General features: G+C 34.7%; 25 protein-coding genes and 1 pseudogene. 20 read left to right on the top strand and 6 right to left on the bottom strand.

The window, feature by feature from the left end; translation table 11 throughout:
• Positions 1–44 precede the first annotated feature (44 nt).
• A complete protein-coding gene (locus SM124_RS15540; RefSeq protein ID WP_322447437.1) occupies positions 45–980 on the bottom strand; it encodes a cation diffusion facilitator family transporter in 936 nt (311 codons plus the stop codon).
• A 28-nt stretch (positions 981–1008) separates the two neighbouring features.
• Positions 1009–1317 carry an ArsR/SmtB family transcription factor gene (locus tag SM124_RS15535; RefSeq protein ID WP_322447436.1) on the bottom strand — a complete coding sequence of 103 codons (309 nt, stop codon included), beginning with the start codon at positions 1315–1317 and terminating at the stop codon, positions 1009–1011.
• Between the two features lie 253 nt (positions 1318–1570).
• Here SM124_RS15535 and SM124_RS15530 point away from each other — a divergent pair, with 253 nt between their 5' ends.
• On the top strand, positions 1571–2302 hold the full coding sequence (locus tag SM124_RS15530) for a lysophospholipid acyltransferase family protein (protein ID WP_322447435.1): 732 nt from the start codon (positions 1571–1573) through the stop codon (positions 2300–2302).
• A gap of 35 nt (positions 2303–2337) precedes the next feature.
• Here the strand turns inward: SM124_RS15530 and trhA are convergent, their stop codons facing one another.
• Complete coding sequence (trhA, locus tag SM124_RS15525; RefSeq protein WP_322447434.1) at positions 2338–2961, bottom strand: PAQR family membrane homeostasis protein TrhA; 624 nt, start codon at positions 2959–2961, stop codon at positions 2338–2340.
• A 52-nt stretch (positions 2962–3013) separates the two neighbouring features.
• The gene (locus tag SM124_RS15520; RefSeq protein WP_322447433.1) at positions 3014–3250 is read right to left on the bottom strand and encodes a hypothetical protein; all 237 of its coding nucleotides are present in this window, start codon (positions 3248–3250) and stop codon (positions 3014–3016) included.
• A 453-nt stretch (positions 3251–3703) separates the two neighbouring features.
• Here SM124_RS15520 and ilvA point away from each other — a divergent pair, with 453 nt between their 5' ends.
• The 6 genes from ilvA (at position 3704) to fakB (ending at position 8045) form a co-directional block, all read left to right on the top strand.
• Positions 3704–4972 carry a threonine ammonia-lyase IlvA gene (gene ilvA, locus SM124_RS15515; protein ID WP_322447432.1) on the top strand — a complete coding sequence of 423 codons (1269 nt, stop codon included), beginning with the start codon at positions 3704–3706 and terminating at the stop codon, positions 4970–4972.
• A gap of 211 nt (positions 4973–5183) precedes the next feature.
• On the top strand, positions 5184–5378 hold the full coding sequence (locus SM124_RS15510) for a twin-arginine translocase TatA/TatE family subunit (RefSeq protein ID WP_322447431.1): 195 nt from the start codon (positions 5184–5186) through the stop codon (positions 5376–5378).
• Between the two features lie 63 nt (positions 5379–5441).
• Positions 5442–6200, top strand: a complete 759-nt coding sequence (gene tatC, locus SM124_RS15505) for a twin-arginine translocase subunit TatC (protein WP_322447430.1) — start codon at positions 5442–5444, stop codon at positions 6198–6200.
• Positions 6201–6415: 215 nt separating this feature from the next.
• Entirely contained in the window at positions 6416–6712 is a 297-nt protein-coding gene (locus SM124_RS24115; RefSeq protein WP_407691416.1) for a DUF5658 family protein, read from the top strand.
• A gap of 106 nt (positions 6713–6818) precedes the next feature.
• Entirely contained in the window at positions 6819–7070 is a 252-nt protein-coding gene (locus tag SM124_RS15495) for a DUF2535 family protein (protein WP_322447428.1), read from the top strand.
• Between the two features lie 132 nt (positions 7071–7202).
• Positions 7203–8045 carry a DegV family protein gene (gene fakB, locus SM124_RS15490; RefSeq protein ID WP_322447427.1) on the top strand — a complete coding sequence of 281 codons (843 nt, stop codon included), beginning with the start codon at positions 7203–7205 and terminating at the stop codon, positions 8043–8045.
• 243 nt (positions 8046–8288) lie between these two features.
• Here fakB and SM124_RS15485 read toward each other — a convergent pair whose 3' ends face one another.
• A complete protein-coding gene (locus SM124_RS15485; protein WP_322447426.1) occupies positions 8289–8813 on the bottom strand; it encodes a PCYCGC motif-containing (lipo)protein in 525 nt (174 codons plus the stop codon).
• A gap of 286 nt (positions 8814–9099) precedes the next feature.
• Between SM124_RS15485 and SM124_RS15480 the strand changes: the two genes are divergently transcribed.
• The 8 genes from SM124_RS15480 to SM124_RS15445 all read left to right on the top strand — a co-directional run bounded on the left by SM124_RS15480 (position 9100) and on the right by SM124_RS15445 (position 17957).
• On the top strand, positions 9100–10728 hold the full coding sequence (locus tag SM124_RS15480; RefSeq protein WP_322447425.1) for an ATP-binding protein: 1629 nt from the start codon (positions 9100–9102) through the stop codon (positions 10726–10728).
• A gap of 75 nt (positions 10729–10803) precedes the next feature.
• Complete coding sequence (locus SM124_RS15475) at positions 10804–11772, top strand: nucleoside hydrolase (protein WP_322447424.1); 969 nt, start codon at positions 10804–10806, stop codon at positions 11770–11772.
• A 154-nt stretch (positions 11773–11926) separates the two neighbouring features.
• The gene (locus SM124_RS15470) at positions 11927–13441 is read left to right on the top strand and encodes a spore germination protein (RefSeq protein WP_322447423.1); all 1515 of its coding nucleotides are present in this window, start codon (positions 11927–11929) and stop codon (positions 13439–13441) included.
• An 11-nt stretch (positions 13442–13452) separates the two neighbouring features.
• The gene (locus SM124_RS15465) at positions 13453–14574 is read left to right on the top strand and encodes a GerAB/ArcD/ProY family transporter (protein WP_322447422.1); all 1122 of its coding nucleotides are present in this window, start codon (positions 13453–13455) and stop codon (positions 14572–14574) included.
• Positions 14558–15694, top strand: a complete 1137-nt coding sequence (locus SM124_RS15460) for a Ger(x)C family spore germination protein (protein ID WP_322447421.1) — start codon at positions 14558–14560, stop codon at positions 15692–15694. The genes SM124_RS15465 and SM124_RS15460 overlap by 17 nt, the downstream gene beginning before the upstream one ends.
• Positions 15695–15795: 101 nt before the next feature.
• A complete protein-coding gene (locus tag SM124_RS15455) occupies positions 15796–16374 on the top strand; it encodes an SCO family protein (RefSeq protein ID WP_322447420.1) in 579 nt (192 codons plus the stop codon).
• Between the two features lie 283 nt (positions 16375–16657).
• Positions 16658–17377, top strand: coding sequence for an SGNH/GDSL hydrolase family protein (locus SM124_RS15450; RefSeq protein ID WP_322447419.1), 720 nt, complete (start codon positions 16658–16660; stop codon positions 17375–17377).
• A 1-nt stretch (position 17378) separates the two neighbouring features.
• Positions 17379–17957 carry a YpmS family protein gene (locus tag SM124_RS15445; RefSeq protein ID WP_322447418.1) on the top strand — a complete coding sequence of 193 codons (579 nt, stop codon included), beginning with the start codon at positions 17379–17381 and terminating at the stop codon, positions 17955–17957.
• A 35-nt stretch (positions 17958–17992) separates the two neighbouring features.
• On the opposite strand, the gene SM124_RS15440 is transcribed toward SM124_RS15445, so the two are convergent.
• Positions 17993–18754: a DUF4397 domain-containing protein gene (locus SM124_RS15440; RefSeq protein ID WP_322447417.1), complete on the bottom strand. Its 762-nt coding sequence runs from the start codon at positions 18752–18754 to the stop codon at positions 17993–17995.
• 428 nt (positions 18755–19182) lie between these two features.
• On the opposite strand from SM124_RS15440, the gene rsgA reads away from it, so the two are divergent.
• The 5 genes and pseudogenes from rsgA to SM124_RS15415 all read left to right on the top strand — a co-directional run bounded on the left by rsgA (position 19183) and on the right by SM124_RS15415 (position 23423).
• Complete coding sequence (gene rsgA, locus SM124_RS15435) at positions 19183–20238, top strand: ribosome small subunit-dependent GTPase A (RefSeq protein WP_322447416.1); 1056 nt, start codon at positions 19183–19185, stop codon at positions 20236–20238.
• Between the two features lie 128 nt (positions 20239–20366).
• Entirely contained in the window at positions 20367–20906 is a 540-nt protein-coding gene (msrA, locus tag SM124_RS15430) for a peptide-methionine (S)-S-oxide reductase MsrA (protein ID WP_322447415.1), read from the top strand.
• Positions 20903–21349 carry a peptide-methionine (R)-S-oxide reductase MsrB gene (msrB, locus tag SM124_RS15425; RefSeq protein ID WP_322447414.1) on the top strand — a complete coding sequence of 149 codons (447 nt, stop codon included), beginning with the start codon at positions 20903–20905 and terminating at the stop codon, positions 21347–21349. The genes msrA and msrB overlap by 4 nt, the downstream gene beginning before the upstream one ends.
• Before the next feature lie 265 nt (positions 21350–21614).
• Positions 21615–21707, top strand: a pseudogene (locus SM124_RS15420) (YjcZ family sporulation protein); the annotation flags it as partial.
• A 249-nt stretch (positions 21708–21956) separates the two neighbouring features.
• On the top strand, positions 21957–23423 hold the full coding sequence (locus tag SM124_RS15415) for an NAD(P)/FAD-dependent oxidoreductase (RefSeq protein WP_322447413.1): 1467 nt from the start codon (positions 21957–21959) through the stop codon (positions 23421–23423).
• The last annotated feature ends 294 nt before the right edge of the window (positions 23424–23717 follow it).

The raw sequence follows: 23717 nt of genomic DNA, 5'->3' as shown, positions 1-23717 counted from the left end.
AAAAAGGACAATACCATTAAATTGGCATTGTCCCTTTTTATAAGCTAAGCATCACATAGTTCATGGTGAGAGATAGAAGATGTTTCAATTTGTATGGTAACGTGTTCGATGTGAAATTCTTCTTTTATCTTATTGATAGCAAGTTGCAATAATTTTTGACTGTCATGATGATCTTCAATGAGAATATGACAACTTAATGAGTCTAAGCCAGAGGTAATCGTCCAAATATGCAAGTCATGTACATTCAAAACACCATCTATCTCTTCTAGTGCCTTCTTTACTTCTCCTTGCTTAATACGCGATGGTGTTCCTTCCATTAAGATATGAACAGAATGTTTTATAACTCCCCATGCACTTTTTAAAATCAACAGTGATACGAGAACTGAAATGATTGGATCAGCCAAGTACCAGCCAAAAACCAGCATAATGATACCTGCTACAATCGCACCCACTGAACCAAGTGCATCTCCAAGTACATGTAAATAAGCACTTCGTAAGTTAACGTTATTTTTTACGTCACCTTTCTTTAACAATGCCCAGGCACTTAATAAGTTAGCGAATAGACCGATAGATGCAATGACGATCATCGTTCCACTTGAAACGGACTGAGGTACCATAAATCTTTCATAGGCTTCCCAAATAATAAAGCCTGCTATAATGAACAAAGTAACCCCGTTAAATAAGGCTGCTAAAATTTCAAATCGGTAAAATCCATAAGTTTTTGTTGGTGAAGCAGGCTTCGTTGCAAACCACATAGCGATGAAACTTAAAAGCAATGAGCTAGCATCACTCAACATGTGTCCAGCATCTGATAATAATGCTAAGCTGTTTGTAAACAACCCTCCGAAAAATTCAAGTACCATAATTCCTGTAGTAATAAGGAGTGCAATGAGCAAACCTTTTTTATTTCCTTCTCTTGTTTCTTCAAAGTGATGGTGATGTCCGTGGTGATCATGGCCATGGTGGTGATGATGACCCATGGATCTCCCTCCTTTAATATAATTTTATTTACTTACAGCTCACGTGTGAAATCACTTGATTCAATATGGTGATTACATGTTCATCATCATAGGTGTAAAAAAACGAGTTCCCATCTCTTCTATATTTTACAAGCTTCAAGTTGCGTAAAAAGCTTAATTGATGAGAAACTGCTGATTGAGTTAGCTCAAGTACTTCTGCGATATGATTAACCGAGCACTCTTCTTGAGACAATAAATATAAAATTTTAATTCTTGTAGGGTCTGCCAGTGCTTTAAACACTCTCGAAACCTCATCCACCGTTTCTGTTGTTAAAAAAGAATGCTCTCGTTGTTCCATCTTTGCCAGCTCCATTTCTATCCCTAGAATGTATTATTTATTAAACTACAAAATAAACTGTATATGAACATATGCTCATATACAGTTTATGATTGTAAGAAAAAAATGTCAATTATATTTGCCCATTTATTTTGAAATAGTAGAATGACTTTCTAATATCATGGACAATCAATCTTTTTTATACTGAATCTATAGATGGATAGAATATTATTATTATATAATGATAAGCGTCAAACAAATTTGGAGGTCATATATGTTTCGTTTAATTGCTTGCTTCCTTTATATGAGTGGTTATCTAGTCTATAGCTTACCTACTCTTGCAAAAATGAAGAAGTTAAATGCTAATCTACCCGTTGAAGAAAAAGATAAAATTATTCATAAAGTTCCAAAATATTGGTCGAAAACCATTATGAAAATAACTGGTTCTAATATTCGAGTGGAAGGACAAGAACTTATTCCTAATGGTCCCGTTGTGTTTATTAGTAATCATGAAGGGGATTTTGATATTCCAACATTACTTGGTTACATCGATAAGCCTTTTGGTTTTATCTCTAAGATAGAAGTAAAAAAAGTACCGATAATCTCCTCATGGATGACGGTACTAAACTGTGTTTTCTTAGATAGAAAAGATCGTCGCCAAGCGATACGTTCGATTAGAGAAGGAGTAGACATTCTAAAAAAAGGACATTCAATGGTGATTTTTCCCGAAGGAACTAGAAGTAAGGGTGGACCGATAGGAGAATTCAAATCGGGAAGCTTTAGACTAGCTAAAGATGCAGGAGTACCTATTGTACCTATTTGTATTGAGGGAACGTCAGATGTTTTTGAAAAGAACGGAAGAATGATTAAACCTGCTGATATTAAAGTTACCATCTTACCTCCGATTGAGCCTAATATGTATAAAGATAAAGATTTAAAAGAAATAGCAGTAGAGGTAAGAACATTAATAGTAAACACTATACAAGAAAAACAAAAAGTTTCATAGTTAAAAAGGAGGATGACTCAGTCACCCTCCTTCATTTATACGTATAAAATGATACATAAATACATAAAGGAGCTACCCGCTAGTACAAAGACATGCCAAATAGCATGAAAATAAGGGACCTTTTGAAAAACATAAAAAAAGGAACCAATCGTATATAAAATGCCACCAGCTAGTAGTAAAGCAAATCCACCATTACCAATGACCATATATAGAGGTTTAATCCCAATGACAATAAGCCAGCCCATGATAACATAGAGTACAGTGGATAGTACGATGAATTTTTTTACATAGAAAACTTTGAATAATACTCCAATTACAGCAAGCCCCCATACAACTCCGAAAAGAGTCCATCCAAGGGCACCCCTTATAGAAACTAGAACAAACGGTGTATAGGTACCTGCTATTAACAAATAGATGGCCGAATGGTCCATTATTTCAAAAAAGTCTTTGGCCTTTTTATGTTGAATACTATGAAGTAAAGTTGAAAATAGGTAAAGAAGAAGCATGGTTACACCAAATATAGTAAAGCTTACCACTCGCCAAGGATCTCCAGTTGCTGAAGAAAAAACAATCAGTAAGACTAACGCCGGTATACTTAAAAGGAATCCAATACCATGAGTAATAGAATTGGCAATCTCTTCTCTAATTGAAAAAGTCATAGTTTATTCCTCCTTATTACTATATTAAAGTAATAAAGAGATAAAGACAAACTTAAACTTGGGGATTATTAACATATTCTGTTAAACTATTGAGCATTTGTAAAAACTGTTCTTGGTCACAAAATTCTTCTTTTTGTAAATTAGCTTTTACCCACTCAATTAGCTCCTGAGCAGTATTGAAAACTTCACCGCTCGTGTCACTTTTCCGAATCATATAGCGTCCGTTGTCTTCATCTAAAGTTACCTCAACTGGGATTGCACAATCTAGACTACAAAGTGAAAATTCCATATCCTTTATCCCTCCATCTATAAATAGATTTGTTTGAGATTATTATATGTCATTTATATTATTTATAACCTTGAAAGAAGTTTGAAAAGTGTAAATTTTTAAAAAATAGACTTGAATGTAATTTATTACGTGATATAATGAACAAATTAATAAGACTTATTGTAATTTTACTTAATAACTAAGCCCGTTGATTTCCGCTCCGGGCACTTGCTTTCCGCGGGGAGGGAAGGGAGCCTCCTCGGCGTTACCGCCTGTGGGGTCTCCCGTGTCCCTCTGTTCCCGCAGGAGTCAAGTGCCCTCCGCTCCAATCAACTCAGACTTTTAGTAGTCAAAAATAATCCAAATATATTATTCGTAATTATTTAGAGGGGTCTAATTATCCTGCAATAAATTAATTGCATGCGTTTGGAATCTATCCTTCTAAATTACATAATAAAGAAATGAGGGTGACATATGGAACAGAAGGTATTGAAGAAGAAGTGGGTACAGTTAGAGGATATTTTAATTGCCTATCAACAACTTAAAGACATTGTTGCCCATACACCCTTGCAGAAAAATGAGCGATTATCGGAAAAATATGAATGCAACGTTTATTTAAAAAGGGAGGATTTGCAACATATTCGCTCCTTTAAGCTTCGGGGTGCCTTTTATAAAATGAAATCACTTGATACAGATCTTTTGAAAAATGGTGTGGTATGCGCAAGTGCAGGGAATCATGCACAAGGAGTCGCATTTGCATGTCGGCATCTCGGAGTAAATGGAAAAATTTACATGCCTACAACAACTCCAAGACAAAAGGTATCACAAGTGGAATTATTTGGTCGTGGATATGTCGATATTATCCTTGTTGGAGATACTTTTGATGATGCGTATTATCAAGCAATGGCCTGTGCAGATCAGGAACAGCGCTGTTTCATTCATCCATTCGACGATGAATCTGTAATTGCAGGTCAAGGTACAGTAGCGGTAGAGATTTTGAATGATTGTGAGGAAGAAGTGGATTACCTGTTTGCCTCCATTGGAGGGGGCGGTTTAATGGCTGGTCTAATCACATACATAAAAAGTATTTCACCATACACAAAACTTATTGGGGTAGAACCTGCCGGTGCACCTTCTATGAACGAATCGATTGAGAATAACGGTGTAACTGCCTTAAATGAAATTGATAAATTCATTGATGGAGCTGCAGTAAAATGTGTAGGAAAAAAGACATTTGAAATATGTCGTAATGGCCTTGATGATATTCTACTCGTTCCTGAGGGTAAAGTCTGCACTAGTATACTGGAATTATATAATGAACACGCAATTGTAGCGGAGCCAGCTGGTGCTATGCCTATTGCTGCTTTAGATTTATATAAAGAAGAAATAAAAGGCAAGAATGTCGTGTGTGTCATTAGTGGTGGAAATAATGATATTGGTAGAATGCAGGAAATCAAGGAACGGTCTCTACTGTATGAAGGACTCCTCTATTATTTTATTGTAAACTTTCCTCAAAGAGCGGGGGCATTGAGAGAGTTTCTAGACGAAGTGCTCGCACCAACAGACGATATTACTAGATTTGAGTACACGAAGAAAAATAATAAAGATAATGGACCAGCACTTGTTGGAATTGAACTGCAAAAAAGAGAAGATTATGATGGCTTGCTAAAACGGATGAATAAGAAAGGTTTTGCCTTTACAGAAGTAAATAAAGACAGTAATTTATTTAACTTATTGATTTGATTTGTTAGATATTGGTGAAATTTTAATTAGCCTTTTCTATTAAGAAGGGGCTTTTTTTAATGATTTGTGAATTTCTTATGAACTTTAATTAATTTTTCACAAAAAGGGAATGAAAAATACTATAATCATGTTAGTATGTTACTGTAGTCTAGAAAAATGATTGTTTGAAATAAATTTAATACCTAAACTGTAAATATAGGAGATGTCTTATATGTTATCAAACATTGGAGTACCTGGATTAATATTAATTCTTGTTCTAGCATTAATTATATTTGGACCTAAGAAGCTTCCGGAAATCGGTCGTGCATTCGGGCAAACACTTCGTGAATTTAAGAAGTCTACTCGAGAATTAACAAATGATGTTATGGATGATTTTGAAGAAGAAAAGAAAAAAGCGGCTAAATAAGTGTGAGATATTCATCTTGCACTTTTTTTCTTGAAAAAACCTTCAAATTGGCAGGGGTAAAATATGGAAGATAGAGAATTGAATGTAATAGATCATTTAGAAGAACTTAGAAAAAGATTGATCATTTCAATATTGGCTTTCTTAGTTTTCTTTGTTTTAGGATTTGTATACGTTAAGGATATATATAGTTGGTTAGTTCGAGACCTAGAAGTAAAGCTTATTGTCTTAGGGCCAAGTGATATTATTTGGGTTTACTTTATGCTCGCGACGGTAATTGCTATAGCTGGTACGATTCCCGTATTGGCACTACAAATTTGGTTGTTTGTTAAACCTGGATTAAAACCAATAGAAAAAAGAATAACATTAGCTTATGTCCCGGCCTTATTTGCATTATTTCTGGTGGGTTTATGTTTTGGTTACTTTGTAATTTTTCCAACTGTTCTAAACTTCTTAATTGAATTAAGTGGAGAAATGCTTGTTACTAATTTTACAGCTGAAAAGTATTTTAGATTTCTAATGAACATGACATTACCATTTGGAGTCTTATTTGAATTACCGGTTGTCATTATGTTCTTAACATCACTTGGGATTATCAATCCTTACGTGTTACAAAAAATTCGTAAGTACGCTTATTTTATTATTGTTGTCATTTCCGTTATTATTTCTCCACCTGATTTCTTATCAGATGTACTAGTAACGATACCTTTATTATTTTTATATGAGATTAGTATTAATTTATCAAAAGTTGTTTATAAGCGTAAACTTAGAAAAGACAAAGAACTTGAAGAAGAGTACGACAATCATTCAACTGAGGCAAGTTAAGAAATTAGATAGCCCTTCCGTTCTTACGATTCGAACGGGAGGGTTTTTTGTTTGTCTAAATTAAAAGTAAGTACTTTGTTGCACATATTTAATGGTAATTTTCCAATGCATTGTTCTTATTAAAGAACAATAGCTATATCTATATATATAGCAACTTTTAAGTATGAATCTTGTAGTTAAGTTAAAAATAGTAAAAAAATGAGTGTGGTGATCAATTGAGGTCATTTTTTCTGTATCTAGGGATATTAAACTTATTTGATGCTTTTGCAACGTTTTATGGCTTATCTATAAATGAGATATCAGAGCTAAATCCTGTGATGAGTATTTTATATGAACGGAATCCATTCATTTTTTTAGGAACAAAAGTAGGGTTATCAATAGTTTTGTTTTCTCTAACAGGAGTTAAGAAAGGGTTTAATAGCCTTACTTTAAGAACCTTAACCATATTCTCCACAATCTTGTACTCTTGTGTTTGCTTCATTCATCTAGTGTGGGTAATTAGGTTGTTTTAACAGGCTTTTAATGAATATTTTTTTATAAAGAAGGCATAAACAGACACACTTCGACCAACAATTAATGTATAATATAATCAAACGGGTGAAAAAGAGGATTGATACTTTGCTATTCAAAAGCCTAGAGTTCAAAAATGTTGTTGGACAGAAGGTAAAAGTCATGGATATTCCAGTATTGGAGGAAGATAGCCCTTATTATTTTTTAATCCAAGTCCGTTTGCAAACATTTATTACCTCTCTTTATGGGGATCGAAAAGTAAAGAAGTGTTACTCATTCAAAGAACATTTAAAACGAGTATTAAAGTGGCCTGTATATGAAGAGATATTCAAGTCACCAGAACTCAAGAATAACGCCTAATATTTTGAGTGTCGGCTAACAGTCGGCACTTTTTTCTTTTCTCTCTATTAGTAGGATAGGACCATTTAATTTAATATTTTGTCAAGAACATGTATAATCTTAAGTATCCAAGTTATATAGGAAGTGAATAAAATGAGCAAGATTAAAATAGTAACGGATTCAACGGTAGATTTATCAGCGGTATTAATTGAACAATACGACATTGAAGTGGTACCGTTGTCCATTCAAATTGACGGTGAGACTTTTCTTGATCGAGTGGATATTACTCCTAAAGAGTTCATACATAAAATGAAAGATTCAAAAGAACTTCCAAAAAGTTCACAGCCAGCAGTAGGTACTTTTGTGGAGCTTTATAACCGATTAGGAGAAGAAGGTTATGAAGTTTTATCGATACATATGACTGGTGGCATGAGTGGAACGGTACAATCTGCGGAGACAGCCGCTAGTATGTCTTCTGCAAAGGTAAGGGTTGTTGATTCCCGTTTTATTTCAAAAGGATTAGCCTTTCAAGTCATTGAAGCAGCGGAGATGGCACGTGAGGGAAAAAGCATGGAAGAGATTACTTCCCGCTTAGATGTTGTTAGGGAACAGACGAGATTATTTGTAGTAGTTGACACTTTGGAGAACCTAGTAAAGGGTGGACGAATTGGTAAGGGCAAAGCCATGATTGGTTCCTTATTAAATATTAAGCCCATTGCATCTCTTGAGGGAGGCGTATACACTCCCGTTTCAAAAGCTAGAAGTTACACACAAGTAGCCAAGTATTTAGCTAAACAGTTTGCTGAAGACGTTAAGGGTAAAACTATTAAAGGTGTAGGTTTAGTTCATGCTGAGTCTGCTGAACTTACTGGTAAGCTGAAAGATGCGGTTAAAGAACTAACAGGCTATGATAAAATTGACGTTGAGTACACGACTCCAATTATAAGCACACACACTGGCCCAGGGGCGATTGGATTTATGTATTATTTCGAGTGATTTGTCGAAAAAACGATATTTTAATAGAAATCGATGATATCTAGTCTAAAATCGATGATATATTAAAAAATTCGATGATATCTCCCACAAAACCGATGATATCTTCATAAAGATGCAAATTTCAGGGCTACTTTGTAGTCGAAAAAGTTCACCCGAAAGCAAAAATAGGTTCATCTCTCAAAAAAATATAGAAATCAGCTCAAAAAAAGCTCCAGGAACAAAATCCCTGGAGCTTTTACTACTTTAAATCCCATCTGGTATCTTCGTCTTAGTTGGTTCCGCAAAACCTTCTTTATATTTGTTATCAATATATTCTCTTATCTCCCCAATACTTTTACCATCTTTATATTGAAGAATACTTTCAGCAGCCGTTTCCAAACAAACACCACATCGAGTTCCGTGGTCGTCCCACATGATTTCTCCATTTTCTTTATTCTCAAATACAAAACAATCATAGTTATCTCTATGACCAACTGAATCACCGCAGCCACAATAACAAGGCATATACTCTAATAATTCTTGGTGTTTAGCAGCAGCAGCATAGATGATTTGCATTTGTTCAGGCTTATCGGTTAAAAACTGAGGTAGTGTATCTACAGAATTAGTTAGCTCTCGTAAGTCCCCACTAGAATGAGCATGTCCATCGTGGGCTGATTGTTCAGTGGTATCGTTTTCTGTTGCTTCTTCCTTAGTTGAAGAAGAACAGCCAGTTATCATTAACAATAGAGCCGTTAAAAATAAAAAATAGCCTAAAACTTTTAGTTTCATTATCGTATCACCTGACTTTTAATCTATTTACATACCAAAATATCATAACATAAATGAGTAATTTTTTGTGTGATGCTGACTTCTACTATCTTAAAAGATAACTAGAAGTAATATTTTGTATTTTTTTGAAATGCCAGTAGGAGATTAATAAGAATTTGTCGAATGGGTAAGTGTTTATAGTCAAAATCTTACATTAATATATAAAAGTTTAAAATGATAGCAATTTTGATCACTAAACAACAGACCAATTGAAAATGTCAGCCTAAAAATATGAAATCGGAGAAAAATGATGATAGGACATTTAAAAAGATTACCCATTATTAAAAAGGTGTTGTTATTTTCTTTTTGTATTACCTTTATTGTTGTGATTTCGATTGCAAGTATAAGTTTTTTTCTACAAACTAAACAAATGGAAGCGCAAATCGAAGACCGTATAGTTGGCCTAGCTACATTGTGGAGTTCAACGATTAGGACGAATGATGTAATAAATGTCATTGAAAACAGAACAGAGCATAGTGATGCACACAAACGACTTGAAAGATTTGTTTCTTTAATAAAAGAAAAGCACTCTGTACATTTAGATAGTGGTATTGTCCTACCTGAAATTCAAAAAAATGAGGGTATTTATATTCTAGTGGGGTCACATGGATATGGTGAGTTAGGCTTGTACTCATTTTCTAATTATCAAGCAGAAAAAGAATATATTACTGCTTTTAAAGAAGCTGTCAAAACAAAAACAGTTACTTTCAGTGGTTTATATAGAGATCAGTACGGTTTATGGGTTACTGCATTTTCACCAATCATGGATGACGAAGGTAAGGTTGTTGCATTATTAGCCATAGATGCTAACGCAACCCTTATTGATTCCTTCCAAAAGGAATTAGCAACGTATTTATTTCTGATCTTTGTCATAATAAGCATCATTGTGTTTTATATTTTAAAAAGAGGTTTATATAAAGTTTTAGAACCTATGAATGAAATTATTAAGGGTATAAATGAGGTTAGTAAAGGCAATTTTGATGTAAAACTTCATGTAGATGAAGAAACAGATTTAAGTTTATTGTTTGATAGATTTAATTTTATGACAGACCAATTATCTACTTTATTTGAACAGCTCTCCATTACATCAAAACAATTAGGTGCAGAAATCCAGCAACATGAACAAATTGGCCAATTTGAATTAGCTTTCGGTGAAATGGAGAATATCATTCAAAAGTCAAAGTTGCAGAGAGAACTCCAGAGAGCCGAAAAGATGAATGCCATCGGTCAGCTTGCTGCTTCTGTTGCTCATGAAATTAGAAATCCAATGACTGTTGTAAAAGGATTTTTGCAAATTTTCTTGTCTAAAGATGAATTATCAAAAGAAGAGCATATGTATGTAAAACTTATGATTGAAGAGATGAATCGGGCTGAGAACATTATTAATGATTATTTATCGTTAGCTAAGCCCGATTTAGAACAAACGGAAAAAGTGGATGCCGGTCTCTTAGTTAATAAGGTAACGGATTTGATGAACTCTTATGCCATGATGTCTAAAAGTATTGAGTTAAAAACGGATATTTCCGAGGAAGTATTCATTAAAGGTAATTTAGGAGAATTAAAACAAGTGTTAATTAATATCCTAAAGAACGGTATTGAAGCTATCAAAGAAAAAGGGACTTTAAGTATAAGGGTATATAAGGAAAACGGTTTTGGAGTGCTGCAGATTGAAGATACAGGGGTTGGGATGACTCAAGAAGAACTAGAACGGTTAGGTACTGCCTTCTATTCTTTAAAAGAAAAAGGAACTGGTATTGGTTTGATGGTTTGTTACCAAATCATTGAAAGAATGAAAGGGAATATTTCTGTAACTAGTGAAAAAGGGAAAGGCACGGAATTTACCATTAAAATCCCTTTATACATAAACAATGGATAAGCCGAGCCTAATTGTAACAAGATGTAACTAGAAATGTACACACGTACCTCCAAAAAAGAATTAAGAGGTGAGGATATGAAAAAATACGTGTTACTATTTAGTGATTTTGGTATCGATGATATGGTAGCAATCATTTACGCTTTGTTTGACGAGGAAATTGAAATCATTGGTGTTGTTGCAGACTATGGTAATGTTTCAAAAGAAGATGCGGTTAGAAATGCAGCTTATCTACAGCAGTTAACGGGTATTACGGATATACCTGTTTTTGGTGGAGCGGACTTGCCATTAACGGGTGAAAGCCCAGAGTACTTTCCAGAGGTTCATGGATTAGAAGGACTTGGGCCCATTATACCTGAAGACATACCATTACCAAGTTTTGAAAACTTTTATGAGATAAATACTTTAATTGAAAAGTATAAAAATCAAGTTATTATCGTCAATGTTGGAAGATTAAGTTCGTTAGCAACGGCCTTTATCTTGTATCCTGAATTAATGAAAAGTGTAAAAGAATTTTACATTATGGGTGGAGCCTTTCAAAGCCCTGGCAATATAACTCCTATTGCTGAAGCTAATTTTTATGGTGACCCATATGCAGCTAACATCATAATTAATAAGTCACCAAAGCCTGTTTTTATTATTCCTTTGGATGTTACTAGCGGGGCAATCATTACTCCTGAAATGGTAAATCAATTAGACCAGCATTACCAGAAGACTCAAAGTAAAATTGGTTTATTGGTAAAGCCCATGGTTGATTACTATTATGAGTTTTATAAAAAGAGAGATCCGCAAATTAGCGGTAGCCCATTGCATGATTTACTTACTCTCTGGGCTGTTTCAAGTAAGTCCATCATACAATACGAGGAAGTACCAGTAAAAGTAGTGGTTAATACAGGACCTTCATTTGGTCAAAGTATCGGAGATTTTCGTAGAACCGTTGAAAAAGAAGACTACCAAAGGCATAATGTAGCAAGAAACTTCGATTACCAACAGTTTATTAAAAATTTCTTTGAGACAATGAAAAATTCAAGTGGAGAAACATCCTAAAGTGCTAGGATGTTTTTTTGTCGGCAAAATGTTGATTCATCACAGGTAAAGACAAAGCTGGGAACATACAAACTTAACAATGCCTATAATTTTTACCCATAATTTTTAAATAATGGGAGAAAATAAGTCAAACCGAAACTTGTGGGTGAGACAAATGTTTAGAAAACGCCGTAAAAATGGTGAAACGGAAAAAAAAGCACATAGCTTAGATATTACTGAACTAAAAGAACAACTAAATAAAGAGTTGAACGAGTCACCTGACCTAGTATTTCGAGTCTTTCATCGAGACGATAAGAAATATATTATCATTTTCATTTCTAACCTTGTAAAAACGGAGATTATTGATGAGTTTGTATTAAAACCTTTATTAGAATCAAAGGGAAATATTAATACTACAGAGGACATTTTAAATATATTACCGTTAACACAAGTAAACGTAACAAATCAATTAATGGAGATTAAGGAAGTTCTATTAAAAGGTAGTCTCTATCTTTATAAAGAGGGAGAACCTTTTGGAATAATAGGGGATGTAAAAAAGGCGGAGGCAAGATCGCTAGGGCAAGCGGAAACGGAATCTCTAGTTTATGGTCCGAAAATTTCTTTTACCGAACAGTTAAGTACGAATTTGAATGTAATACGAAATAATATTGTAGATGCTAACTTGGTTATGGAAGATATAACAGTTGGTCGGAGGACAAAAGTAAATGGAAAATTAGTGTATATAAGTGACATTGCAGAGGAAGAGAATGTAAATACTTTGCGTCAGAGAATAAACGATTTAGATGTTGATCATATCCAAGATAGTTCTGTATTAGCTCAATATATAGAGGACAACAGTTGGACTGTATTTCCTCAACTAATTACAACAGAGTTGCCAGACCGTTTTTGCCTTGCTCTTATTAAAGGAAAAGTAGGAGTACTACTAGATCGAAGTCCAGCTGCCATCTATGGTCCGACAACGTTCTTTAGTTTCTTTGAATCAACGGAAGATGTCTATATGAGATGGAACATGGGTTCTTTTATTAGAATGCTACGACTGGTGGCTATCTTTCTTTCGGTTCTACTAACTCCTGCATATGTGGCGGTGTTAACTTATCATTATGAAGTTATACCTTCACCACTCTTAGTTTCACTCGGACAGTCACGGTCAAATGTACCTTTTCCACCTATATTTGAAGCTTTGTTGTTGGAGTTTATCATAGAGATGCTAAGAGAAGCAGGGGCAAGGTTACCAACAAAAGTAGGTCAAACGATGGGTATTGTTGGCGGTATCGTTATCGGTCAGGCCTCGGTTGAAGCTGGCTTTACTAGTAACATCTTAATTATTATTATCGCTATTAGTGCATTAGGTTCCTTTACAGCTCCTAGTTATATCATGGGTTCTGCTATTAGAATTGTTCGCTTTCCTATTATAGTTTTAGCTGGAATTTGGGGTGGTGTAGGAATCATGATTGGATTTTGTATCCTACTGATTCATCTACTCAAATTGTCAACACTCGGAAGACCATATTTAACTCCCATCTATCCATTTTCATTCCATGATTTAAGATACAGTATCTTTAGACTGCCACTCCAATATCTAGGGGGCAGACCAGAAACGAATGAACCAACCGATAAAAGACGCTATCCTTTGAAAAAGGCGAAGACTATTAAGGATGTGGATGAATAGGGGCGTAAAATATGAAAGTAAATCTTTATCCAAAAAAGGCCTATTTATTTAATACTTTTCTCGTAGCATTCATTATCCATGCTGCACAAGCAGGTGTAGGAATTGCAGGTCTTCCTAGGATTGTATTTCTTACGGCGAAACATGATGCGTGGATCTCTGTGTTCTTTGCAGGTGTCCTCACTGCTGGGGTAATCTATATCATTCTATTTATGTTAAATCAGTATGAAAGTGCTGATTTATATGGAATTCACTATGATATATTCGGTAAATATATAGGTGCTCTCCTAAGTTTAATTTATGTCCTTTACCTTTTGTCAGCTTGCTTTATCATCGTGATGAATTATGTGGAAATTGTCCAAGCGTGGGTTTTCCCAGATCTACAAACATGGGTCCTATCCCTTATTTTATTATTGCTTGGTGTCTATGGAGTACTAGGGGGAATTAGAGTTGTAGTGGGAATATGCTTTATGTCTGTCATTTTAACTATTTGGTTAGCTTTTATGCTTAGCGCACCACTCGGACATTTAGATGTTACTCATTTGCTTCCAATATGGGAAACGAAGACATTGGACATCATAAAGGGTATTTCAAAAACCGCCCTTTCTATTATTGGCTTCGAGCTTTTGTTATTTGTTTTCCCCTATATTGAAAATAAAAAGAGGGCAAACTTTTATGCGCAAATGGGTAATGCCTACACCACTCTTTTATTTACAGTTGTTACATTAGTTTCAATAGGATTCTTTTCAGAGGTGAGTCTGACCCGAACCATTTGGCCTGTTTTATCTATGTTTAAGATAATCCAATTTCCTAACCTTGAACGGTTTGAATTTATTGCTATCTCTTTTTGGATGTTAATTGTCTTACCCAATATTTGTATCTATTTATGGGCTGCAACGAAGGGAATAAAAAGGGTGTTTGGAAAAAATCAAAGACGATATATATTCATAGCTGCAAGTATTATTTGGGGACTGTGTTTTTTTATTAGAGCACGATATCAAATGAATATGGTTACAGATTGGGTTGGAAGAATTAGCTATGGGACAGCATTTATCTATCCCGTTTTATTGGCAGCGATTGTACTAGTCAAAAAGAAACTCTTCAAGGGGGGTAAAAAGAATGAAACGAGTAGTTAACATTCTTACTATAATTATTCTTTTAATCCCTGTAACTGGTTGTGTTGAAAAAAACCAATTGGAGCAACTAGGTCTTATTACTGCTGTCGGCTTTGATTACTCTGATAAAAAGGATGTTATAAAGGGTACTGCAGTATTGCAGACGTTTGACCCTCAAATGAAAAATATCTCAAACATTATAAGTGATGAAGGAAAGACGAGTAAGGGAATTAGAGAAAACGAGAATCTAAAGTCAAATAATAAATTAGTATCTGGTCAGTTGCGTGTCGTTGTTTTTGGTGAGGAAGTTGCAAAAGATGGGACTGGCCGTCTAGTGGATACCTTAAACCGTGATGCTACTATCGGAAATATGCTATATATAAGTGTAGCAAAGGGAACAGCAGAAGACCTATTAAAGAAAAATAAAATTGAAGCAAGTCAGAACTTAGGAACGTACCTGTATCAATTAATTAAGCAAAATGTTGAAGAGGAGCTTGTCATCTCCCCTACATTATATGAGTATAACCATAGCTTCTATGATGAAGGAAAGGACCCGGTTATACCTATTTTAAAATTAGATGCTGGGGATATCGTCATATCAGGAGCAGGGTTATTTAAGGACGATCAGTATATTGAAGAACTTAAACTTAATAAGCTCTTTTTTTTAAAAGTACTAATTGACCAATATAAAGCAGGTGCACTAGAGTTAGAATTACCAATTGATGAATTAAAAAAATTTATTAAAGATGATGTTAGTGATAAAGAAAAACTAATTTTAACAGTAGACAATATTAATTCAAATAGAAAGATTAAGCTACTTGATAAAGAAAAGCCAAAATTCTCAGTGGAAGTAAACTTAGAGACAAGAGTTTTAGAGATTTCAGAAAATGTTGACTTAGGAAATCCTGAGGTAGTAAAAATATTAAAGAAAATAACTGAAAAAGAAATCAAAAAGGAAATGTCAAATTTAATTGCTCATTTTCAAAACCTAGGTATTGATCCGGTTGGATTTGGAAATTTTTACAATTCAAGAGTGAGAGGAAAGAATTTTAAGCAAGAGGAATGGAGAGAAATGCTTAAAACAGCGGAGTTCGATATAAGAATTAATAATAAAATAGTTAGAACGGGTGTCATTGATTAAGGTTGTTCACAATTTGTCCATACCTTCTTCTTTCTTAATTCACTAACTTTTGCTAGAATTATCAATTGAGAAAGTAAGAAAATTTGAAGGTGAGACATAAGATGAATCTTAAATTATTTAAAATAATTTTGTTAGCCACTGTATTGTTACTAGCTGCATGTGGACAAAAGGGAATAAAGAATGCAAAAGACTGGCCGGTAGAAGATTTTACGTTTATCAATCATGAGGGGCAATCCTTTGGTTTAGAAGATTTAAAAGGGAAGATTTGGGTTGCTGATTTCATTTTTACGAATTGTGAAGATGTTTGCTTACCGATGACATCCAATATGGTCAGGTTACAACAAATGGTTAAGGAAAAGGGCTATGAAAATGTTGAATTTGTTTCTTTTTCTATTGACCCAGAAGTAGACAAACCTGAAACTTTAAAGGAATTTGGTAATAAGTTCAATGTTGATTACAGCAACTTTCACTTTTTAACAGGCTATGAGCAAACATTTATTGAAACTTTTGCTCAAAAGAACTTCAAAGCACTGGTTAAGAAGCCGGCAAATGAAGATCAAGTCATTCACGGAGTTGATTTTTATTTAGTTAACAAAGAAGGAACCATTGTTAAATATTATAATGGATTAAACGAAATTCCTTTTAAAGAAATCCTAAATGATATAGAAGCATTACAATAGTATGTTTTATTAGAAAGACCTGAATAGGTCTTTTTTTGTAGAGAGATGTATGATCTATAAAGTAGAAATGTTTTGGATACTAGATATCGTGTTATAATATCTATACTTAAAAATACAATAGAGTGAATTGTATTTATCTTTAATAATTTTTAAAAGGAAGGTGACTAATTTGAAAAAGATATTCACCTCACTTTTTCTTTGTTCATTTGTTCTAGCTTCATGTAGTTCTACTCCAGTTGCATACAATGGTAATCTTAACGACTTACGGGAGACGAAAACTTTTTTGAAGGAAAAAGTTCCAGTAGACTTTATTCCTGAAACTTATCATTTTGTAGCAGCGGGTGATTCTTTAACCCAGGGAGTAGGGGATAGTCTGAACAAGGGAGGCTACCTACATTACTTAGAACAGCTATTAGGAGAGGAAAGGGGAATAAAAAGTACCGAAATACAAAATTTTGGTATTCGTGGAAATAGATCCTCACAACTTCTTACTAGATTGAAAACAACTGAGGTTAAAGAAGCCGTGCAAAAAGCAGATGTGGTCATGCTAACCATTGGTGGGAATGATCTGATGAAAGTAGTCAGGGAAAATTTTTCGAACCTAGAAATGAGGCATTTTGAAAAAGAAAAACTTCACTTTGAGAAAAACTTAAGGTCAATTGTAGAGGTTATTAGACAGGAAAATAAAGAAAGTATTATTATATTAATTGGATTATACAACCCATTTATGAAGTGGTTCTCAAATGTTGAAGAATTAAATCTGGTGATGGAAGATTGGAACCAAACAAGCCAGTCTGTTTTAGCGGAGCATCCACACACGTATTTTGTTGATATAGCTGACATTTTTAAAGGTTCGGAGGAAAATCTCCTTTATACTGATTATTTCCACCCTAATGACAGAGGTTATGAGTTAATGGCTGGAGAGGTTTACTCCATTATAAAAAGTAAGGTTATGAGTACACTTTCGGAGAGAAAATACGCAGCCCAAAAAGTAGGTAACTAGTATGAAGATGTATTGGAAAAGACTCTTTTTTATATTGTTAGGTATTAATATAGCCGTGTTAGCTGTTTTAGCGTTTTTATTATATGTCCCGGCTGACGAGGATTTAGACTTACAAGATTATGATGATGAGCAATTAGTAAAATTCAATATTCAATCGAATAAAAAGGATTTAAATAAGCTAATTAATCACTATATAGAAACGGAAGGTCCGAAAAGTCCTTTTAAATATAACGTTTTGTTAACAGATGAAGTTGAATTGTATGGGACGATTAAAGTTTTTACGCAAGATATTGAAATGAAACTAACTTTTGAGCCAGAAGCTTTACCGAATGGAGATTTACTTTTGAAACAAAAATCAATTTCAATCGGTCAACTTCAATTGCCCGTTTCCTATGTATTAAAATTTATTAGAGACAAATATGATTTTCCTCGTTGGGTTATAATCCAGCCTAATGATGAGATGATTTATGTATCCCTTCAGAAAATGAAATTAAAAAGTGATATAAAAGTGAAGGTAGATGAGTTTAACTTAAAAAGTGATTTAATCAAGTTTACACTTATGGTACCAACACAAAGATAAAAGGTGGCTATGCTCAAATAGCCACCTTTTTTGCCTTAATCTTTTATAATAATAGCCTCTAGACCTGGTTCTCCGGAAACTAAACCAACAGCAAGCACAGTATAGACCTCATTTGGTGACAGTTGAACCCCTGGAAGAGGTAGTGCTACATTCTTTGTTCCTGCCACTCTAGCTTCTAAATCAACTGTCATAGGAGACAATGGCAAATAATTAGTTGCCTGACGGAAGGACACATTTGGGAAAATAACATCTCCTTTCGTTACAGCTATATCTACTGCTGGTGCATCAGGCGATAGATGAATGAAGCGGACTTTCGTTTCCCCCATTGGAACTCTTGGTTGGTCTTCGAATGTTAGTAATCTTAAGTTGTTGGCTGGCCCTGCAGCTACTAGTGTGTAGTTTTTTCCTGATTCAACATTCACTTTTCTACTAATGACGGTTGAAACCATCTCTCCTGCAGGATAAATGTCAATTTGGTATCTACCCTCTGGTAACGACATATAGTTGCTTACTTGTTTATAAGGAACATCTCTTAAAATTCGATTCCCATTAACATATACATCCACATTCGGTGCATCAGGTGACGCATGAATGACTCTTACTCTACTAGGTTGAGGTTGGTTCATTTGTTGCATCATGCCATTTCGCATGCTTTGTACACCTTTATTCAAATATTTCAAATGCTTTTGATAATAGTTTACGTGCATGACCGGATCCATATATTTATAATATTTTGATAACAAATCATACATCATGGCTTTTTGAAAATAATCATGATGATTTCTCTTTTCAGACATACCTCTCACTCCGATCTTAATAAGTTCACGTCAATAAGATATGCGGAGGGAACTAGGTTGGTGCACAGGACGGATATTGAAAAAGGAATATAATATTTTTTACACCTTTAATTAACATTTCTGTTTACAATTACGTTTTTATCAAATATAATGAAATTAATTCGTTAAGCATCTTCGTTTTTTTAGGAGATAGCTAATTTTTGAAAGGTGGGTGAAGTAAAATGACAAACTTATTAATTGTAACTAAAAATGTCGATATGTTTAACTTCACAGCCCATCTAATGTTCAGGTAACGTAACTAATGAGGTAACCTTTGTTTCCTTTTAACGTAAACCATGGGCTGTGATTGCCTATGGTTTTTTTGTTGACTTCTTTTGTTGGAATGACAACAGGAGAAGATATTCTTATAACAATTTGGAGGAACAAAGATGAATGTTATGTCATTGGGATTTAATGAATATGTAAAAAATGAGTTTGAAAAATTTGAGAGTCAAGATGTATTAGTAGGAAGAGTGGCTCTTGAGCATAAACGTTTATATAGAGTGTGGACCGATGAAGGGGAACTATTATGTGAAGTTTCAGGAAAATTCTCTTATGAGGCTTCTTCAAGGGAAGATTACCCTGCAGTTGGAGACTGGGTTGTCATTAAAGCGCGTGTATATGAACAAAAAGGTACCATTTTAGCCGTACTACCTCGTAAAAGTAAATTTTCAAGAAAAGTCGCTGGACAAACAACAGATGAACAAATTGTAGCAACGAATGTAGATACCGTCTTCCTAGTTAACTCTCTAAATGATGACTTGAATCTACGAAGACTGGAAAGATATCTCCTTCTTACATGGGAAAGTGGAGCAAACCCAGTCATTGTATTAACCAAGGCTGATTTATCTAATGATGTTGCAGAGAAAATGGCCGAAGTTGAATCTGTAGCATTAGGGGTGCCTGTAATCTCAGTTAGTGTTGTGAACGGAATTGGGCTTGAACAACTACAAACTTTCTTAAAACCAGGAGAAACAATAGCGCTTCTAGGTTCTTCTGGGGTAGGAAAGTCAACGTTAACTAACTACTTTGTAGGAGAAGAAAAGCAAAAGGTTCAAGGTATTCGTGAAGATGATGATAAAGGTCGCCATACCACAACACATCGAGAATTAATTCTCACTCCATCTGGTGCTATCCTTATTGATACTCCGGGTATGAGAGAGATTCAATTATGGGAAAGCGAATCCGGACTAGCTGAGAGCTTTTCAGACATTGAGATTCTTGCAGAAGATTGTAGATTTAGAGATTGTAAACATGATGATGAACCTGGTTGTGCAGTCAGAACGGCAATTGAGGAAGGTCAGTTTGACCAAGATAGGCTAATTAGCTATAAAAAGTTATTAAAGGAGCTTGCCTTTTTAGATCGAAAAATGGACAAACGAGCGCAAGCAGAAGAAAAGAAAAAGTGGAAAAATATCACGAAGCATGTTAAACATAGGAAATAATAGAAAACCTCTTCATATGAAGAGGTTTTCTGTTGGTAAAGAACCTCTAAGTTTGCATATCCCGTTCATTTTCTTTAATCTATTACTAAGTGTTAAAGACATTACATATTTGGAACTGAGGTGGTTTCATGGAAAATAAAAATGTTGAACTTGCTACATTTGCTGGAGGCTGTTTTTGGTGTATGGTGAAGCCGTTTGATACTCAGCCAGGCATTATGAAGGTCGTATCAGGGTATACGGGTGGACACGTTGTAAACCCTACTTATAAAGAGGTGTGTTCAGAAACAACTGGGCATTATGAAGCGGTACAAATAATTTTTGACCCAACTATTTTTTCTTATAAAAAACTACTTGAAACCTTTTGGCAACAAATTGACCCAACCGATCCAGGCGGACAATTTTATGATCGAGGTCAATCTTATCAAACGGTGATTTTCTATCATAATGAGGAACAACGAGTATTGGCAGAAGGATCAAAAAAAGAGCTTCAAGAAAGTGGACGATTTGCTAAACCGATTGTAACGCAAATCCTCCCTGCCAAAGAATTTTATGCAGCAGAAGACTATCATCAAGATTTTTATCAAAAAGATCCGCTAAGATATAACTCCTATCGTAGAGGCTCTGGCAGAGATACATTCATTGAACAGCACTGGGGTGAAAAATCATGAGTCAAAAAGATAAAAAAGAAGTTATCGAAAAATTAACTCCTATACAATATGAGGTAACTCAAAATAATGGGACAGAACCACCATTCCGAAACGAATATTGGGATGAGTTTAATGAAGGAATCTATGTAGACATAGTTTCAGGAAAGCCTTTGTTCAGTTCTAAGGATAAATTCGATGCTGGGTGTGGCTGGCCAAGTTTTTCAAAACCATTAACAGACGAAGAGATGGTTGAAAAGAAGGATTTCAGCCACTTTATGATTCGCACAGAAGTGAGAAGTAAAACAGCAGACTCCCATTTAGGTCATGTTTTTGATGACGGACCTGGTCCTGACGGTTTGCGCTATTGTATTAACTCTGCTGCGCTAAAATTTATCCCAAAAGAGAAACTACAAGAAGAAGGTTATGGTGAATATTTAAAGATTTTTATTGAAGAAGATAAGTAAGAAGAGAAAGCCACAGTGAACAATTTGTGGCTTTTTTTATTAATGGAAAAAGTTCACATCTAACTTTTTAAATAAATTGGGCGAATGCACATGCGGGTCAAGTACCTACTACATACCTTGTAAATGTAAGATTTATTAGTTTTTGAAATTCAAGGAGGTATACTCAATGTACGGACATAGTGGATATGGATGTGACCCTTGTTACCCAGGATATGCATACCCTCAAGCAGCTGCTCCAGTAGTTGCAGGAGTAGGATACGGTGGAGGATACGGCGGTGGCTTTGCTTTAATCGTAGTACTATTCATCTTACTAATCATTATTGGTGCAAGTTTCTATGGTGGAGGAAAACACTGCTAAAAGAAGAAATAGTGTTTATAGAAGCAGAGGCTGAATAATCAGTCTCTTTTTCTTGTGTTTAGATTAGTAAATTAATTAAATTGTTCTAATATTACATAAAATACTCTATTTACGAACATTAATTTATGCATTTATAAATAAAGTTCGTAAAAATTGGTTGACTCAGTTCTTTTTGTTTGATATATTATCCAAGGGTTAAGAAATTAACGAAATATAAATAAAATGATGCAGCGTTGGGGGAATAAAACCATGAAAACGAACTATGATGTAATCGTTGTCGGTGCGGGTCCTGCCGGAATATTTACTTGTTATGAATTGAATCTTAAAATGCCTGAAGCAAAGATTTTATTAATTGATAAAGGCCATGATATATATAAAAGAAATTGTCCAATCTTACAGAAGAAAATTGAAAAGTGTCCACCAGCAGCTGGAAGAAAGGATTTTGCTGGCTGTTTACCTGCTTGTTCTATTACGAATGGTTTTGGTGGTGCAGGTGCTTATTCAGATGGTAAATTCAACATTACAAGCGAATTTGGAGGCTGGATGACCGATTACTTACCAGATTCGCAAGTGATTGATTTGATTAAGTATGTTGATGAAATTAACTTACAGCATGGAGCAACGGAAAGCATTACTGATCCGCTGACTGATAAAGTAAGAGAAATTGAGCGAAGAGGTTATGCAGCGGGACTAAAGCTGTTACGTGCACAAGTAAGACATTTAGGGACAGAACAAAATCTAGAAATTTTAATGAGTATTTTTGAATACCTTAAAGACAAAATTGATATGGTATTTAAAACAGAAGTGGAAGATCTAATTACAGAGAAAACTCCTGATGGTCATGTTGTTAGAGGGATTAAACTAAAATCTGGTGATTCAATTACGGCAGACAAAGTTGTCATTGCACCTGGTCGTGATGGTTCAGTATGGTTGGCAAAATTGTTAAAGTCTCGTCGATTGAAGATGATTAATAATCAAGTAGATATTGGTGTACGCGTTGAAACATCTAATATTGTAATGGAAGAAATCAATGAACATTTATACGAAGGTAAGTTTGTTTTTAACACTTCAGTTGGAACAAGAGTACGTACATTCTGTAGTAATCCTTCGGGGCATGTGGTTGTTGAAAATCACTCTGGTATTATGCTGGCAAATGGTCATGCCTATAAGGATCCAAAACTAGGAAGCCCAAATACGAACTTTGCCTTACTTGTATCACATACATTTTCTGATCCATTTGATAAGCCAAATGAATATGCTCATGAGGTTTCACGTCTAGCGAATAGTCTTTCAAATGGTGGAATCATTGTTCAAAGTTACGGTGATATATTAAAAGGAAGAAGATCAACAGAGAAGAGAATTAAAGAAGGATTTTTAGAACCTACTTTAAAGGAAGCTGTACCTGGTGATCTAGGATTAGTTCTTCCATATAATACAATGAAGAGTTTAATTGAAATGACAGAGGCCTTAAACCACGTTTCTCCTGGTTTAGCTTCAGAACATACACTTTTCTATGGAGTAGAAGCTAAGTTCTATTCTGCTCGACCAAAAATTAATGACCGCTTCGAAACGGAAATCAGTGGGTTATATGTAGGTGGAGACGGAGCTGGAATCACACGTGGCCTTGCCCAAGCCGGGGCATGCGGAGTTTGGATCGCTCGTGATATCGTTGAGAAATCTACTCAACCATCTAAAAAAGAGCCGGTTGTAATCTAGTTTTAATAATATATTAGAGAGGGCTTTTCCTGTAGGAATAGTCCTCTTTTGCTCTTTTTTTGAAAAATTCTTACTATAATACCAACATTTTTACTACTGAGTGGATTGTAGCGGAAGGCACTTGACTCCAGCGGGAAATAGAGGAAAGGTCGAGACCCCACAGACGGCGAGTTATCATGAACGAAACTAGCTCCTTACTCGTAAATTCGTAGGTTAATTTGGTAAGAATGTTTATTGATAAAACAAACCAAATCAGAGCTACATTACGGAAGGAGCTAGTTATTATGAAGGATA

Source organism: Robertmurraya mangrovi (assembly GCF_034427655.1).
Lineage (GTDB): Bacteria > Bacillota > Bacilli > Bacillales > Cytobacillaceae > Robertmurraya_A > Robertmurraya_A mangrovi.
The sequence above is the reverse complement of the archived record's forward strand: the minus strand, read 5'-3'. Positions and strand labels throughout refer to the sequence as shown.